This is a genomic window from Pantoea sp. R102, from assembly GCF_004916815.1.
GTDB lineage: Bacteria > Pseudomonadota > Gammaproteobacteria > Enterobacterales > Enterobacteriaceae > Pantoea > Pantoea dispersa.
Genome location: NZ_SDFT01000153.1, coordinates 1 through 16,512, shown reverse-complemented (window position 1 = coordinate 16,512; position 16,512 = coordinate 1). Strand labels below are relative to the sequence as shown.

The 16,512-nt window shown below is 58.6% G+C and carries 14 protein-coding genes and 1 pseudogene; 9 read left to right on the top strand and 6 right to left on the bottom strand.

All coding sequences use genetic code 11. The features are described 5' to 3' along the window. Positions 1-34: 34 nt before the first annotated feature. The 3 genes from ERD80_RS15925 to ERD80_RS15915 all read right to left on the bottom strand — a co-directional run bounded on the left by ERD80_RS15925 (position 35) and on the right by ERD80_RS15915 (position 2,195). Positions 35-937, bottom strand: coding sequence for a Dyp-type peroxidase (locus ERD80_RS15925; RefSeq protein WP_136547590.1), 903 nt, complete (start codon positions 935-937; stop codon positions 35-37). Positions 938-1,035: 98 nt separating this feature from the next. Continuing rightward, positions 1,036-1,656: an RpoE-regulated lipoprotein gene (locus ERD80_RS15920; RefSeq protein ID WP_021508072.1), complete on the bottom strand. Its 621-nt coding sequence runs from the start codon at positions 1,654-1,656 to the stop codon at positions 1,036-1,038. Positions 1,657-1,769: 113 nt separating this feature from the next. Beyond that, positions 1,770-2,195, bottom strand: coding sequence for a GNAT family acetyltransferase (locus ERD80_RS15915; protein ID WP_021508071.1), 426 nt, complete (start codon positions 2,193-2,195; stop codon positions 1,770-1,772). A 209-nt stretch (positions 2,196-2,404) separates the two neighbouring features. Between ERD80_RS15915 and amiA the strand changes: the two genes are divergently transcribed. Beyond that, positions 2,405-3,262 carry an N-acetylmuramoyl-L-alanine amidase AmiA gene (gene amiA, locus ERD80_RS15910; protein WP_021508070.1) on the top strand — a complete coding sequence of 286 codons (858 nt, stop codon included), beginning with the start codon at positions 2,405-2,407 and terminating at the stop codon, positions 3,260-3,262. 47 nt (positions 3,263-3,309) lie between these two features. Next, positions 3,310-4,230 (top strand): oxygen-dependent coproporphyrinogen oxidase, encoded by a 921-nt coding sequence (gene hemF, locus ERD80_RS15905; protein ID WP_136547588.1) that lies wholly within the window; start codon positions 3,310-3,312, stop codon positions 4,228-4,230. 72 nt (positions 4,231-4,302) lie between these two features. Here hemF and maeB read toward each other — a convergent pair whose 3' ends face one another. Beyond that, on the bottom strand, positions 4,303-6,582 hold the full coding sequence (gene maeB / locus ERD80_RS15900) for an NADP-dependent oxaloacetate-decarboxylating malate dehydrogenase (protein WP_136547586.1): 2,280 nt from the start codon (positions 6,580-6,582) through the stop codon (positions 4,303-4,305). Positions 6,583-6,934: 352 nt separating this feature from the next. Here maeB and tal point away from each other — a divergent pair, with 352 nt between their 5' ends. From tal to ampH, 3 genes are all read left to right on the top strand, one after another. Further along, positions 6,935-7,885, top strand: coding sequence for a transaldolase (gene tal / locus ERD80_RS15895; RefSeq protein WP_021508067.1), 951 nt, complete (start codon positions 6,935-6,937; stop codon positions 7,883-7,885). A gap of 69 nt (positions 7,886-7,954) precedes the next feature. After that, entirely contained in the window at positions 7,955-9,964 is a 2,010-nt protein-coding gene (gene tkt / locus ERD80_RS15890) for a transketolase (RefSeq protein ID WP_031279807.1), read from the top strand. 144 nt (positions 9,965-10,108) lie between these two features. Continuing rightward, positions 10,109-11,278, top strand: coding sequence for a D-alanyl-D-alanine-carboxypeptidase/endopeptidase AmpH (gene ampH, locus ERD80_RS15885; protein ID WP_031279806.1), 1,170 nt, complete (start codon positions 10,109-10,111; stop codon positions 11,276-11,278). A 180-nt stretch (positions 11,279-11,458) separates the two neighbouring features. Here ampH and ERD80_RS15880 read toward each other — a convergent pair whose 3' ends face one another. Continuing rightward, positions 11,459-12,385: a DUF1176 domain-containing protein gene (locus ERD80_RS15880; RefSeq protein WP_248295867.1), complete on the bottom strand. Its 927-nt coding sequence runs from the start codon at positions 12,383-12,385 to the stop codon at positions 11,459-11,461. Next, entirely contained in the window at positions 12,360-12,764 is a 405-nt protein-coding gene (locus ERD80_RS22900; RefSeq protein WP_248295866.1) for a hypothetical protein, read from the bottom strand. The genes ERD80_RS15880 and ERD80_RS22900 overlap by 26 nt, the downstream gene beginning before the upstream one ends. Before the next feature lie 236 nt (positions 12,765-13,000). On the opposite strand from ERD80_RS22900, the gene ERD80_RS15875 reads away from it, so the two are divergent. The 4 genes and pseudogenes from ERD80_RS15875 to ERD80_RS15860 form a co-directional block, all read left to right on the top strand. Next, positions 13,001-13,831 carry a DeoR/GlpR family DNA-binding transcription regulator gene (locus ERD80_RS15875; RefSeq protein WP_104094119.1) on the top strand — a complete coding sequence of 277 codons (831 nt, stop codon included), beginning with the start codon at positions 13,001-13,003 and terminating at the stop codon, positions 13,829-13,831. A 12-nt stretch (positions 13,832-13,843) separates the two neighbouring features. Continuing rightward, entirely contained in the window at positions 13,844-14,827 is a 984-nt protein-coding gene (locus ERD80_RS15870; protein WP_058758342.1) for a substrate-binding domain-containing protein, read from the top strand. A gap of 1 nt (position 14,828) precedes the next feature. Continuing rightward, positions 14,829-16,334 (top strand): sugar ABC transporter ATP-binding protein, encoded by a 1,506-nt coding sequence (locus tag ERD80_RS15865; protein ID WP_136547583.1) that lies wholly within the window; start codon positions 14,829-14,831, stop codon positions 16,332-16,334. After that, positions 16,327-16,512, top strand: a pseudogene (locus tag ERD80_RS15860) (ABC transporter permease); the annotation flags it as partial. The gene ERD80_RS15865 and the pseudogene ERD80_RS15860, both read left to right, overlap by 8 nt.

Below are 16,512 nucleotides of genomic sequence, written 5' to 3'. Positions count from 1 at the left end.
TGCGCACGGCGGCGCACCGGTAAAACGCGATGGATTAACGTGACAGCGCCTGCAGCGCCGTCAGCGAAGGGGCAAAGAAGTAGCTGCCGCTCACCGGTTTGGTGAACCGTAACATGGCATCCATCTTGCCGTCGCGCTCGCCAAACATGCTCAGCAGCTGCTGCTCAATGTTATACAGACGATGACAGTACGAAATAAAATAGAGACCGTGGCGACCGCTGGCGGTGCCGTACGGCAGGCTCTGGCGCAGAATCTTCAGGCCTTTGCCCGCTTCTTTCAAATCCACGCGGCTCAGGTGCGACGTCGCTGGCCGCTGATCGCCCGGCAGCTCTTCATTGTCCTGTTTGGTGCGGCCAATAATCGCTTCCTGCTTATCAATCGCCAGCCGGTTGAACTGCGGCAGGTTGTGCTCCCAGCGCTGGGTCAACACGTAGCTGCCGCCGGCATCCGGGCCGTCAGCAATGATCGCCACCTGCTGGCGCGCCTCGCCCTGCGGGTTTTCGGTGCCATCAACAAAACCGGAAAGATCGCGATCCTCGACCCAGCGGAAACCGTGCGTCTCTTCTTCAATGGCGACCGCGCCGGCAAACGCCGTGAGCGCCGCCTGCGCCAGCGAAAAGTTCACGTCGTGACGCAGCGACTGAATATGGATCAACAGATCGCGCTGCGTCGCCGGTGCCGCACCTTTGCCGAGCGGCGTGAAAGCTTTGAGTTCAGGAGCTGAATCGGTGCCCTGCAGATCGCGCCACAGCGCATCACCAAAGGCGATGACCGCACCGAGACCGGCGTCCGGGAATTGCTGCTGTAGCGCAGCCAGCTGTTGCAGAAAGGCGTGGCAACCCTGGCGCAGCGCAGCGAGGTCGCCGGTGGCGCGGGCTTCCAGCCAAATGGCGAAACGGCGGTGCTCCAGCAGGATCCCGCTCTGAAACTGAGACATGACAATGCTCTCCGGCATAAAAGTTAACGGCGTTTTTTCGCCGGTATCATACCGGAAAGCCCTGCGCAGAAGATGCGTTAACGCAATTTTTTCGCCAGTTAACGCTGCCAGACGATCTTACTGATTTTCCAGCTTTTTAACGTATCATCCGACGGCATCAGCCCGGTCGGACCGTGCCACTCGCCGCTGTAGATATAGGCGATATGCTGACTACCCGGCGCGCGGCACTCAACATCGCGCACATCCAGCCCGGCGACCATTTTGCAGTTATCAAACGCTTTGCTGAATTTATCGCTGAACGCATCACCGATTTTACTGCCGTCGGCGCTGCGTGCGTCGCTATCGAGCACTTCAATGCGCTCGACGCTGCGCTGGCCATTGATCACCAGCTTAACCTTACCGTCATCCAGCGCCTGCCAGAAATCTACCACCTGCCCGTTCTGCGTGCGCATGCCCTGACGCAGCTGATAATCATTGTTCAGCGCGGCGCCAATGGCGGACTCCGACATTGCCGTGTTGCTGTTCAGCCCGGCGACGCCCTGCTCGGTGACGGTGAGCGAACTGCCAAACCAGCTGAACGGATTGAGCGCCGACCAGTGATAGCTGAGCGGATTGTACCAGTGACTTTCGCTGGTGCTGGCAGGGGAAGAGGAACCGGAACTGGCGCAACCGGCCAGCACCAGGGCGCTGACCAGCAGGGCGGGACGAACAACTTTCATGCAAACTCCTTTCTTTTGTGCCGACTGGCGTGCCTGTTGGAGTCGCAAACCGGCAAAAAGTTTATTCGCTGTGCTGCATGGCGGGCAGAAACCCGGCCGCGCGCCGCGTGGAATCAGTATTCGCGGTCTTCAATCAGGCGTTTGCCCAGCAGCAGCGAGTCGACCGGCTCGTAATCCAGCTTCTCGTAGAAAGCCACCACCTGATCGTTCTCTTCGCGCACCATCAGATGGATTTTCGGGCAGCCGCGCGCAATCAGCTTTTTCTCCAGCCGGTTCATCAGCGCATTGGCAAATCCCCGGCCCTGATAATCGGGGTGCACCGCCAGATAGTAGGCGGAGCCGCGATGACCATCGTAGCCGCCCATCAGCGTGCCCACGACCTCGCCGCCTACCTCAGCCACCAGAAACAGCTCCGGGTCATGGTTCATTTTGCGTTCGATGTCGAGTTCCGGATCGTTCCACGGCCGTAACAGATCGCAACGCTCCCAGAGCGTAATGACTTCTTCAAAATCTTCCTGGCGGAAGGAGCGGATTTCCATCGGCGTTACCCTGCAATGAGGCACAATTCGCTGATTATCACGCATTCTTTGCCAGGCGCAACCCTCGCAGGGCGCAACGGCTGAAAAAAACGGCTAAATAGCGATTCGCGGCCTGAAATACAAAGTAATGTCCTGAAATGGTTCGGCAGTCGCCGCCGGACGGCGCTTAGGCTATAACACGGGGCAGGTTTACTCTCAGGGACATGTTAATGAACAAGATTTCACTGCTGCGGCGCCTGACTAATCGCCGCCAGCTGATCCTCTCCGGCCTGGCGCTGGCGGTGCTGTCGCCGCGCGCCGTTCAGGCGCAGGAAACGCGCGCGGCAGTGCCCGTCAGCGCACGCCATACACCGCCGAAACCGGCCACCAGCGGCAAGCGCATTGTGATGATCGATCCCGGTCACGGTGGCATTGATTCTGGCGCGGTGGGTCAGGAAGGCTCAGAAGAGAAGCACATCGTACTGGAGATCGCCAACACCGTGCGTACGCTGCTGCAGAACCACCCGAAGGTGGAAGTGCGGCTGACGCGCGACAGCGACCACTTCATTCCGCTCTACCAGCGCGTGGAGATTGCGCATCAGCACGGCGCCAACCTGTTTATGTCGATTCACGCCGACGGCTACACCAGCCCGGAAGCTAACGGTGCGTCGGTGTTTGCCCTCTCCAATCGCGGTGCCAGCAGCGCCATGGCGCGCTATATGTCGCAGCGCGAAAACGACGCCGATAAAGTGGGCGGCGCGGCGGTACAGGAAAAAGATAATTACCTTAACCAGATCCTGTTCGACCTGGTGCAGACCGATACCATTCGCAACAGCCTGACGCTGGGTAAACACGTGCTGGACCAGATTCGTCCGGTGCATCACCTGCACAGCCAGCACACCGAGCAGGCGGCGTTCGCGGTGCTAAAATCCCCGTCCATTCCGTCGGTGCTGGTGGAAACCTCGTTTATCACCAACCCGCGTGAAGAACAGCTGTTGGGCACCACGGCGTTTCGCCAGAAAATTGCCCGGGCGATTGCTGACGGTATCGTCAATTACTTTGATGAGTACGATCGTCGCCAGGCCTGATAGCGTTTTGTGCTAGAATCGCGGCAAATTTTTGCAATGAGTGAGCCATGAGCAATCCCGATATTTCGCGCGTCAAAGCCTATCTGCTGGCGCTGCAGGATGACATTTGCGCCGGTCTGGCGGCGGAAGACGGCAGCGCCAGCTTTGCCGAAGACACCTGGCAACGCCCCGGCGGCGGCGGCGGACGCAGCCGCGTGCTGCGTAATGGCAAGGTGTTCGAGCAGGCTGGGGTTAATTTCTCCCATGTGTATGGCGAGCAGATGCCCGCGTCAGCCACCGCGCACCGCCCGGAGCTGGCAGGCCGCAGTTTCGAAGCGATGGGCGTGTCGCTGGTGGTACACCCGGAAAATCCGTATGTGCCAACCAGCCACGCCAACGTGCGCTTTTTCATTGCCGAAAAGCCGGGCGCCGATCCGGTCTGGTGGTTTGGTGGCGGTTTCGATCTCACCCCTTATTACGGTTTCACAGAGGATGCCCGGCACTGGCATCAGACCGCGTTCGATCTGTGTCAGCCGTTTGGCGATGACGTCTATGCGCGCTACAAAAAGTGGTGTGATGACTACTTCTACCTGAAACACCGCAACGAGCAGCGCGGCATTGGCGGCCTGTTTTTTGATGATTTGAATACGCCGGATTTTGATCACTGCTTTGATTTCATGCAGGCGGTCGGCAACGGTTTCATGCAGGCCTATCAGCCGATTGTGGCAAAGCGTAAACAGGTGGCATGGGGCGAGCGCGAGCGTCAGTTCCAGCTTTACCGCCGGGGCCGCTACGTTGAGTTCAATCTGGTGTGGGATCGCGGCACGCTGTTCGGATTGCAAACCGGCGGTCGCACCGAATCGATTCTGATGTCGATGCCGCCGCTGGTGCGCTGGGAATATGATTATCAACCCGCCGACGACTCCCCGGAAGCCGCGCTGACCCGCGATTTCCTGCCGGTGCAGGATTGGCTGGGGCTGGAAAAATAAGCAAGGTGCGCATTTATGCGCACCTTGCGGAATAATCCGCTAAAACGCGCCCCCGTGGGGTTGCCCTGCCGGTCACAACGGCTCGGTCTGCGCCTCCACCACCGCCAGCGCCACCATGTTAACAATGCGCCGCACCGAGGCGATGCGCGTCAGCACATGCACTGGCTTGCGGATACCCATCAGCACCGGCCCCACCGTCACCCCTTCCGAACAGGACACGCGCAGCAGGTTGTAGCTGATGCGTGCGGCCTCAACGTTCGGCATGATCAGCAGATTGGCGGTGCCTTTCAGCGGGCTGTCCGGCATCAGCTCGCGACGAATACTCTCCACCAGCGCTGCATCGCCGTGCATCTCGCCATCAATTTCCAGCTCCGGCGCTCGCTGCTGAATCAGCGCCAGCGCCTCGCGCATCTTCCGCGCGCCGGGTGCGTTCGAAGTGCCGAAACTGGAGTGCGACAGCAGCGCCACGCGCGGTTCGATGCCGAAACGCCGCACGGTTTCTGCCGCCAGCAGCGTGATATCCGCCAGCTGCTCAGCGCTGGGATCCTCATTCACATAGGTATCGGCAATAAACGTGTTGCCGCTCGGCAGCAGCAGCGCGTTCATCGCCCCGGCGACCTTGACGTCATCGCGGAAGCCAAACACCTTCTCCACCACGTCGTAATGTTCGCGGTAGTCGCCGATGGTGCCGCAAATCATCGCGTCCGCTTCGCCGCGATGCACCATGATGGCGCCGATCAGCGTGGGATTGCCAATCACCGCGCGCTGGGCGGTTTCCGGCGTAACGCCGCGCCGCTTCATCAGCTGATAATATTCATTCCAGTACTCCTTAAAGCGCGGATCGGACTCGTTGTTCACGATCTCAAAATCACGCCCGGCCTCGATTTTCAGCCCCTGCTTCTGTAAACGCATGGCAATCACGTTGGGACGGCCAATCAGGATCGGCTTCGCCAGCCCGAGCGACACCAGCTCCTGGGTAGCGTGCAGCACCCGCACCTCTTCACCTTCCGCCAGCACCACGCGCTGCGGCGCTTTGCGCGCCTGCGAGAAGATTGGCTTCATGAACAGATTGGTTTTATACACGAACTCGGTGAGCTGCTCGCGGTAGGCGTCAAAGTCAGCAATCGGTCGCGTCGCCACGCCGGAATCCATCGCCGCTCTGGCGACGGCCGGGGCTATCTGCACAATCAAGCGCGGATCGAACGGTTTGGGAATCAGGTATTCCGGGCCAAAGCTCAGATCCTGATCGTCGTAAGCGGACGCCACCACGTCGCTCTGCTCCGCCTGCGCCAGGGCGGCAATCGCATGCACCGCCGCCAGCTTCATCTCTTCGTTGATGGCGGTGGCACCGACGTCCAGCGCGCCGCGGAAGATGAACGGGAAGCACAGCACGTTATTTACCTGGTTGGGGAAATCCGAGCGCCCGGTACAGATAAACGCATCCGGTCGCACCTGCTTCGCCAGCGGCGGCATGATCTCCGGCTCCGGATTGGCCAGCGCCAGAATCAGCGGATTCGGCGCCATCTTCTGCACCATCGCTGGCGTCAGGGCTTTCGGACCGGAGCAGCCAAGGAAAATATCCGCGCCGCCAATCACCTCATCCAGCGTGCGCGCCCCGCTGTCTTCCACGGCATAGGCGGCTTTGGTCGGCGTCATGTCCGCTTCGCGATCGCGGTAAATCACCCCTTTTGAATCACACACCACGATATTTTTCTGCTGCATGCCAAGCGCCACCAGCAGATTGAGGCAGGCAATGGCTGACGCGCCAGCACCCGACACCACCAGCCGCACGTCGGCAATCGCCTTATTCACGATGCTCAGGCCGTTAAGCACTGCCGCGGTACAGATGATGGCGGTGCCGTGCTGATCGTCATGAAACACCGGAATCTGCATGCGCTGCCGCAGCTGCTGCTCAATGTAAAAACACTCCGGCGCTTTGATGTCCTCAAGGTTGATGCCGCCGAACGTCGGTTCCAGCGCGGCGATCACCTCAATCAGCTTATCCGGGTCGTGCTCGTCGATTTCGATGTCGAACACATCAATGCCGGCAAACTTTTTGAACAGCACGCCCTTGCCTTCCATCACCGGCTTACCGGCCAGCGCACCGATATTGCCGAGCCCCAGCACCGCCGTGCCGTTGGAGATCACCGCCACCAGGTTGCCGCGCGCGGTGTATTTGTGCGCGGCCAGCGGATCGGCCGCAATTTCCAGGCAGGGCGCCGCCACGCCGGGCGAATAGGCCAGCGCCAGATCGCGCTGCGTCGCCAGCGGCTTGGTGGGTGACACCTGAATTTTTCCGGGGGTGGGATATTGGTGAAAATCGAGCGCGCTTTGCTTGAGTTGATCGTCCATCAGACATCCTTTTGCACGGCTGAAAAGCCCTCAGTATAAGAACGCGCGGCGCAAAAGAGGGTGAAGGCGCTCAAAGAACGCACAGTCGCCAGGGCACGGATTGCCACGGCTTCGCCTGCGGCTTTGGGACAGCCTGCTATGCTTAAGGGTGGCAAAACGCTGAGCTGAACCGATCAGGCAGGCCTGACTATCAGAAACGCGCCCCGACGTCACAATCAGAGAAAACGCATTTTCTTCATCCGGCGTCTGTTGCACTGTGTGGAACCTCCCTTCCCCGATAAGGGCGCACCTAAGACGATGACTGCCCGGGTGCCTGTTTTGCCCACATTATTGCTAATCAAGGAGTTAAGCGATGAACCAGCTAGATGCATTAAAACAGTTCACCACCGTGGTGGCGGACAGCGGCGATATCGAATCCATTCGCCATTACCATCCGGAAGATGCCACCACTAACCCATCCCTGATCCTCAAAGCTGCCGGCCTCGACGCTTACAAACACCTGATTGATGACGCCATTGAGTACGCGAAAAAACAGGGCGGCAGCAAAGAGACGCAAATCATCAACGCCAGCGATAAAGTGGCGATCAACCTCGGTATGGAAATTCTGAAAAGCGTACCGGGCCGTGTTTCGACCGAAGTGGATGCGCGCCTCTCTTTCGATCGTGGCATGTGTGTGACCAAAGCGGAGAAGCTGGTCCGCCTGTATGAAGAGAACGGCATCGACCGCTCACGTATTCTGATCAAACTGGCGTCCACCTGGGAAGGCATCAAAGCGGCGGAAGAGCTGGAGAAGAACGGCATCAACTGTAACCTGACGCTGCTGTTCTCCTTCGCCCAGGCGCGCGCCTGTGCCGAAGCCGGCGTATTCCTGATTTCGCCATTTGTCGGCCGAATCTACGACTGGTACAACACGCGCAAACCGCTCGACCCGTATGTGGTCGACGAAGACCCGGGCGTTAAATCGGTGCGTCGTATTTACGACTACTACAAAAAGCACCGTTACAACACCGTCATCATGGGTGCCAGCTTCCGTAAAGTGGAGCAGATTGTGGCACTGGCCGGCTGCGATCGCCTGACCATCTCCCCGAACCTGCTGGAAGAGCTGGCCAACAGCGAAGCGCCGGTGGAGCGCAAACTGGAGCCATCAACCGAGGGCTTCCACCAGCCGGCACCGCTCTCCGAAGCGGAGTTCCGCTGGGAGCATAACCAGGATGCGATGGCCGTGGAGAAACTGTCCGACGGTATCCGCCAGTTTGCCGTCGACCAGCAGAAGCTGGAAGACGTGCTGGCCGCCCGCCTGTAATCCTGAACTCACCTTCTGCCGGACGGGTTGCGGCCCGTCCGCTTTTGCCCAATTACAAGGGAGAACCCTATGTCTTCACGCAGAGAGTTGGCTAACGCGATCCGCGCCCTGAGCATGGATGCGGTACAGAAAGCAAATTCCGGCCACCCAGGTATGCCGATGGGCATGGCTGATATCGCCGAAGTGCTGTGGCGCGACTTCCTGAAGCACAACCCGACCAACCCGGCCTGGGCGGATCGCGATCGCTTCATTCTGTCTAATGGGCACGGCTCGATGCTGTTGTATAGCCTGCTGCATCTCACCGGCTATGATCTGCCGCTGGAAGAGCTGAAAAACTTCCGCCAGCTGCACTCAAAAACGCCGGGCCACCCGGAAATTGGCTACACGCCGGGCGTTGAAACCACCACCGGCCCGCTCGGCCAGGGGCTAGCCAACGCTGTCGGTCTGGCGATTGCCGAGCGCACGCTGGCGGCCCAGTTCAACCAGCCTGGCCACGATATCGTCGATCACTTTACCTATGTATTTATGGGTGACGGCTGTCTGATGGAAGGCATCTCGCACGAAGTCTGTTCGCTGGCCGGCACGCTGGGCCTCGGCAAACTGATTGGCTTCTACGATCACAACGGTATCTCCATCGACGGCGAAACCGAAGGCTGGTTTACCGACGACACCCACAAGCGTTTTGAAGCTTATAACTGGCACGTGGTGGGCAGCGCCGAAGGCATCGACGGCCACGATCCGGACGCCATCGCGGCGGCCATCAAAGAAGCGCAAAGCGTCACCGACAAGCCTTCGCTGATTATCTGCCGCACGGTGATCGGCTTTGGCTCGCCAAACAAAGCCGGCAAAGAGGAGTCGCACGGGGCCGCGCTCGGCGAAGAGGAAGTGGCGCTGACGCGTAAACAGCTCGGCTGGAACTACGGTCCGTTCGAAATCCCGCAGGATATTTATCAGCAGTGGGATGCCAGAGAAGCCGGGGCCGCGCAGGAGAAATCCTGGGAAGAGAAGTTCACGGCTTATCAGCAGGCGCATCCGCAGCTGGCGGACGAATTCAGCCGCCGCCTGAAGGGCGAAATGCCGGCTGACTGGGAAAACAAAACCAGCCAGTTTATTCGCGATCTGCAGGCTAACCCGCAGAAAATCGCCAGCCGCAAAGCCTCACAGAACACGCTGGAAGCTTTCGGTAAACTGCTGCCGGAGTTCCTCGGCGGTTCCGCCGACCTCGCGCCCAGCAACCTCACCATCTGGTCCGGTTCGAAGCCGATCAAAGAGGATCACGCCGGTAACTACATTCATTACGGCGTACGCGAATTTGGCATGACGGCGATTGCCAACGGTATCGCGCATCACGGAGGCTTTGTGCCGTATACCGCCACCTTCCTGATGTTCGTCGAATACGCGCGTAACGCAGCGCGCATGGCCGCCCTGATGAAAGCGCGCCAGATTATGGTCTACACCCACGACTCAATTGGTCTGGGCGAAGATGGCCCGACGCACCAGCCGGTTGAACAGCTGGCCAGCCTGCGCGTGACGCCAAACTTCAGCACCTGGCGACCGTGCGATCAGGTCGAGACCGCCGTAGCGTGGAAAGCGGCGATTGAGCGCCATCACGGTCCGACCGCGCTGATTCTGTCGCGTCAGAACCTGCTGCAGCCGGAGCGCAGCGCGCAACAGGTAGAGAACATCGCGCGCGGTGGCTACATCCTCAAGGATTGTGACGGCACGCCGGACGTCATCCTGATTGCCACCGGTTCCGAAGTGGAGATCACGCTGGGCGCCGAAGCGAAACTCAGCGCCGACGGCCACAAGGTGCGCGTGGTGTCGCTGCCGAGCACTGACGTGTTTGATAAACAGGACGTGGCCTATCGTGAATCAGTGCTGCCTTCCACCGTGCGTGCGCGTGTGGCGGTTGAAGCCGGTATTGCCGACTACTGGTACAAATACGTCGGTATCGACGGCAAAATTGTCGGCATGACCACCTTCGGTGAATCGGCGCCAGCCGGCAAGCTGTTCCCGGCCTTTGGCTTTACCGTCGAGAACGTGGTGAGCCACGCCGAATCGCTGCTTAAACCTGCCTGAGTGTCTGGCCCTTTCCCGCTGCCAGGAGAGGGCCGTTTTATTTCACAGCCTGATACAGAAAAAAATCCGCCCCGCCCCCTTCCCGCTTTGCGCAAACTGATTACTATAGGTTTTCCTCCGATTCCTATAGCGGACGCTTTCCCGTTGAAAAAACGTACTCCTTTTTTACTGGCCTTAATGGTTGCCGTGCTGCCCTTTACCAGCGCGGCGCAGGTATCGCCCGATCCGCTGCTGGCCTCGCAGATTGTTGATCGCTATGCCGAACACATCTTTTACGGCAGCGGTGCGACCGGCATGGCGCTGGTGGCAATTGACGGTAACCAGCGCGTGTTCGCCAGCTTTGGCGAAACCCGTCCCGGCAATAATGTGCGTCCACAGCAGGACTCACTGATCCGTATCGCCTCGCTGAGCAAACTGATGACCAGCGAAGTGATGGTGAAGATGGCCGAGCGCGGCCAGATTCGCCTTGACGATCCGCTGAGCAAATACGCGCCGCCGGGCGCCCGGGTACCGACTTACAACGGCCAGCCGATTCGGCTGATCAATCTCGCCACCCACACCAGCAGCCTGCCGCGCGAGCAGCCGGGCGGCAAACCGCATCGTCCGGTGTTTGTCTGGCCAACCAAAGCGGATCGCTGGCAGTGGCTGCGTGGCGCGCAGCTAAAAGCCGCGCCAGGCACGCAGGCGGCTTACTCCAACCTCGCCTTCGATCTGCTGGGCGACGCGCTGGCTAAAGCCGCCGGTATGCCTTATCCGGCACTACTGCAGCAGCTGGTGACGCGTCCGCTCGGCATGAAGGACACCACCTTCACGCCATCACCGGACCAGTGTCAGCGCCTTATGATTGCCGAAAAAGGGGCCAGCCCGTGCAATAACACGCTGGCAGCCATCGGCAGCGGCGGCGTGTATTCCACGCCGGACGATATGGGACGCTGGATGCAGCAGTTCCTCAACTCGGCGGTGAATCACCGCACGCCGCAGATCGATCGGCTGCAAACGCTGATTTATCGCCGCGACCAGCTGACCAAGGTGGAAGGCATGGACGTGCCAGGACGCGCCGACGCGCTGGGTATGGGCTGGGTTTACATGGCACCGAAGGCGGGCCATCCGGGCATCATTCAGAAAACCGGCGGCGGCGGCGGCTTCATCACCTACATGGCGATGGTGCCACAGCACAACGTCGGCGTATTTGTGGTCGTAACGCGCTCGCCGCTGACCCGCTTCACCCCGATGAGCGATGGCGTCAACAACATGCTGGCTGAGCTGGTGGGCAACCAGACGGGCTCACCGATGATGATCGGCAATATTCGCTAAGTCTTTGATAATTAGTTGTAGCAAGAGTGAAAAATAGCGAGCAGTTACTGCGAACCCTCCCCTAAATCATTCGTGCTGCAGGAAGGCGGCAAGGATGGGCATCCCCGGGAGCTTACTCAGGTAAGTGACCGGGGTGAACAGCCGCAGCCAACGCCCCTGCAGTGCGAAGGATGACGGGGATTACTGAGTGACCCAGAGGGTGGGCCAGTCATCACTACTATGCCAGGCGTCGCAGGTCTTCTCCTCCGCATACTCCGCCAGCACGAAAGCATTACCATCAAACTGCCAGCGTGTGGCCACACCGCAGTCGCCTAAACCACGCCCTTTACTGAAGGTATACAGCTGGCCGTTACTGGCATCGAACTCGGCGTTCACCAGCTCCAGCTGATTATCAGTGCGCGACGGCGGGGTAAACGGCAGGTTGAGCGTGATGCCGCGCGACACATACGGCTGGCTGCGCGTGACTTCAAACGCCAGATCGATCACGTTGTAGGCACCGGTTTCACAGCTTACCAGCAGCAGCGCTTTGCTGTCGGTGAGTGGCGCGACGCTGACTTCACGCCGCAGCGGATCGAGCGAGCAGTTGTCGGTGTTGATGCGCCAGGTTCCGTAATCGATCAGGCCGGTGGTTTCCTGCTGCGTCAGCGGCGCGGGTGCGGGCATTGGTGCCGGCAGCTGTGGAATTGAGGGCGGCGGCGGCACATCCCACTGCACGCGATCACCGCGCTTTACCCAGGCGCTGGCCCCGTTAACCCGCCCCTGTACGTCATCCATCAGCAGCAGCGCCGCTTTCATACCGCGCAGCGGAATACTGGCGCTGGCTTTATAGGTGAGCTGTAAATTGCTGGCATCCAGCGTCTGGGCGAGAAATTCGTCGATGGCGATGGCGTTGCTGGTGGCCAGATGATGCGGCTCCACCGTCCAGTGTTTGAGGTCCGGATTGAGGCGGCGCTGGTCGAGCAGCAGGTTGTCTTTTAGCGCCGCACCCGGCAATGCACCGCTGTAGGCGCTGCCGTAATCAATGCGCAGCAGTGGCCGATCGTTGACCCCGGCGTGACGCGAAATCGTCATCACCAGGCCATTATCGCCAGGAAAACTGCGTGCCACACAGTACGCTGCGTTGTTGCAGGTGATCTGCCAGTCGGAAAACGACTTTTGCAGCGGCTCGGCCTGTACGCTGGCGATCAGCAGAAAGGGCAATAAAAGCAGCGACTTCATCCAATACGACATGAAAAAAAACGATCCCCGATTCCTGGAAAGAAAATGATAGCGCAATGCATGCGCGGTCATCAGGCCGAAACTGTGAAGTGGCCTGAAAAGCGAAGTTAACTGCTGAAAAAGCCGTCGCCTTATGGGCGATCTGTGTGGAATAGCGCAACAGCTCCATCATCCGGTGCGGCTGATTTCTGCTCAATCGGATTCGTCGGACAATTTTTACCCCCTTCACAAAACGGTCAAATACACACAAACGGTCATAAGCGGTCATGCTATGGTGCTGGCAGAGCGTCAACGCTGTGCACGGTCTCTCTCATTCCCTCGCGTGATAACGCGCATTTATGTGAATGCGATCACTCAAATTTGAAATAAAGAGATCTCATTTACATAAAAAATCCAATGAAAATCACCTTAATGTCGCCGGGCCAGTTGGTCGCTGCGGACTCGTGCCCAGCCCACATTTTCACATTCCGGCATCCAGTAATTTATAGCCATCGGAGGGAAGTCATGTTGCCGATTGAAAGACAGCAGCGAATTATTGACGAGCTTAATTTAAATGGTCGGGTCATTGTCGCTGAATTAGTCACGCTGTGTCAGGTTTCGCAGGAAACCATTCGCCGTGATTTAACCCAGCTGGAGAAACGTGGCGTATTACAGCGCAGTCACGGTGGTGCAGTACCAGCCAAACGACAGGCCGCCAACATTCAGGGAAATACACGCGGTATTAACGAGTATGAATTATCTTTTCGCCAGCGCATGAATGAAAACGTCGAGGCCAAGATGGCAATAGCCAAACGGGCACTCGATTTTATCAGCCCCGGTGATTGTTTATTACTCGACAGTAGTACCACCTGCTGGTATCTGGCACGACAGCTACCGGATATTGAATTAACGGTGTTAACCAATTCTATCAGAATCATCCAGACCCTTGCAGCGCGCGGCAGTATCCGCACCATCTGCCTGGGTGGAGAATATTCTGACCGTTATGAAGATTTCCACGGCGTCGTCGCAGAGCAGCCGCTACGGGAATTCCAGATCAATAAGATCTTTTTTTCCTGCAGCAGTCTGGGAAATGACGGTTATTTACGCGAAGGTAACGAAAACAACGCACATTTAAAACAGCAAATGTTGTTAGCGGCAGAAAGAAAACATCTGCTGCTGGACGGCAGTAAATTTCTGCGCCCCTCATTCGCGCGTATTTGTCACTACCGCGATGTGGATTTTCTCATCACTGACCAATTAAAAGACAAAGAGCTGGAACAAGAACTGGCGTGGAACGGCGTCAATATTATTGATTGCTCGCAACGCAGCCATTCGATGCAGCTAATAAAAAATTAATCCGGAGTCTTTATGAAAAAACATCTTATCGCCTGTTCTCTGCTTGCCCTGTTTGCCGCCGCTGGCGCGCAGGCCGCTGACAAAATCCGCATGGGCATCGTGGTAAAAATTGGCGGTATTCCGTGGTTCAACGCCATGGAAGCGGGCATCAAAAGTGAAGCGGCAAAACGCGGCATCGACGCGTGGATGGTGGGGCCAACCGCCGCTGACCCGGCGCTGCAGGTGCGCGCGATTGAAGATTTGATTGCGCAGAAGGTCGATATCATCGGCGTGGTGCCAAACGACCCGAAAGTGCTTGAGCCAGTGCTGAAGCGCGCGCGTGAAGCCGGGATCATGGTGATTACTCACGAATCGCCCGGCCAGAAAGACGCCAACTGGGATTTCGAGCTGGTCGATGCGCCAACCCACGGCATCAACCATATGAAAGCGCTGGCGAAATGCATGCATGAAGAAGGCAAATACGCCATGTATGTCGGCAGCCTGACGGTGCCACTGCATCAGGAATGGACCGACGCCGCGCTCAACTACCAGAAACAGCACTATCCGAAGATGCAGCTGGTGACCGACAAATTCGGCGTCGGCGAATCGCTGGATGACTCCATCCGCACCACCAACGAGCTGATGTCTAAGTACCCGGATCTGAAAGGAATTATGGCCTTTGGTTCACAGGGACCGATTGGCGCCGGCCGCGCGGTCATGAACCGCAACAAGATCGATCAGGTGTGCGTCATCGGCGCCTTCAGCCCGGGCCAGGGCGCGTCGCTGGTACAGCGCGGTGCCATCAAGGGCGGTTATATCTGGAATCCGCAGACCGCCGGTGAAGTATTTGTGCGTATCGCCGACATGATGGAGAAAAAAGAGCCGATCACCGACGGCATGACCATTGAAGGGCTGGGCAAAGTGAAGGTAGATGAGGCGACGCACACCATTCTCGGTAACAACACCGAAAGTCTCGATAAAGAGAACCTGCCAAAACTGGTGAAAATGGGGCTGTAACATGCAAGAGGTCACTCCACAGACGCTGATTGCGCTCGACAACCTGTCGAAAACATTTGGTGGCAACCGCGCACTGAGCGATATCTCGCTGACCCTGCTGGCCGGCGAAGTGCACTGTCTCGCTGGCACCAACGGCTGTGGCAAGAGCACCTTAATTAAAGTCATTTCCGGGGTGCACGCCCCGGACAGTGGCAGCCGCATTACCCTCGGCGACGGCCAGAGTTTCCCGCGTCTGACCACCAGTCAGGCGCGCGACTTCGGTATCCAGGTGATTTACCAGGATCTGTCGCTGTTCCCCAATTTGAGCGTGGCGGAGAACATCGCTTTTGAGCATAACCTCAACGGGTTGCTCGGCTGGCACCGTCAGGCCCGGCTGCGCGACACCGCGCGCGGCATTATTGATGAGCTGAAATTCGATCTCGATCTGAATGAGAAAGTCGCCGCGCTGTCGATTGCCCAGCGCCAGCAGGTGGCGATTTGCCGCGCGCTGGTGGCCGATGCACGACTGGTGATTATGGATGAACCCACCGCGTCGCTGACGCGTACCGAGGTCAATCAGCTGCTGCGCACCGTGCGCTATCTGAAAGACAAAAACATCTGCGTGGTGTTTGTCAGTCACCGGCTGGATGAAGTGCTGGAGATTTCGGATCGCGTGACGGTGATCCGCGACGGCCGCAAGATGGGCTGCTGGCCAGCCAGAGAGATGACGCCGCATCACCTGACCGAACTGATGACCGGCCTGAAGCTCGACTACCAGTTAAAAGCGCCAACGCGCAACGCCGATCGGGCGATTCTCGAAGTAGAGAAGCTGACGCGCGCCGGTCAGTATCATGACGTCAATTTCAAACTCTACGCCGGTGAAGTGCTGGGCCTGTGCGGCCTGCTCGGCTCCGGCCGCACCGAACTGGCGCTGTCGCTGTTTGGCATGACCAAACCGGACAGCGGCAAAATCTGGCTCGACAGCAAGCCGGTGCGTTTTCGCGGGCACGAAGACGCCATCAAAGCCGGCATCGGCTACGTTTCGGAAGATCGCCTGACGCTCGGCCTGGTGCAGCAGCAGTCGGTGGCCGACAACATGGTGCTGCCGATCCTCGATAAGCTGCAAAACCGTTTCCACCTGATCGACGAATACCGCAAGAACAAGCTGATCCTGCAGTGGATTCAGCAGCTCGGCGTGCGCGTGGCCGATCCCAACCTGGCGATCTCTACCCTGTCCGGCGGCAACCAGCAAAAAATCGTGCTGGCGAAATGGGTGCTGACCCAGCCGCGCATTCTGATCCTCGACTCGCCGACCGTCGGCGTGGATGTCGGCGCCAAGGCCAGCATCTATCAGCTGATCCACGAGCTGGCGAAAGAGGGACTGTCGATCATCCTGATTTCCGACGAAGTGCCGGAGGTCTGGTACAACTGCGACCGCATTCTGCACTTCCGCGACGGCACCATCCATGCCGAATACCAACCCGATACCGTGGCGCAGGAACAGCTGGCGGAGGTGATTAATGCCTGATTTCTCTCGTTTACGTCCGCACTCCAGCCAGGGCTGGCTCGCCTGGGTGCTGCTGGCTTTCATGGTGTTCTTCTCGCTGGCCAGCGATCAGTTCCTGACGGTGCAGAACCTGCTGGATCTGGCGGAAAGCTATGCCGTTACCGGCATTTTCGCCCTCGGCCTGTTTGTGGTGCTGGTG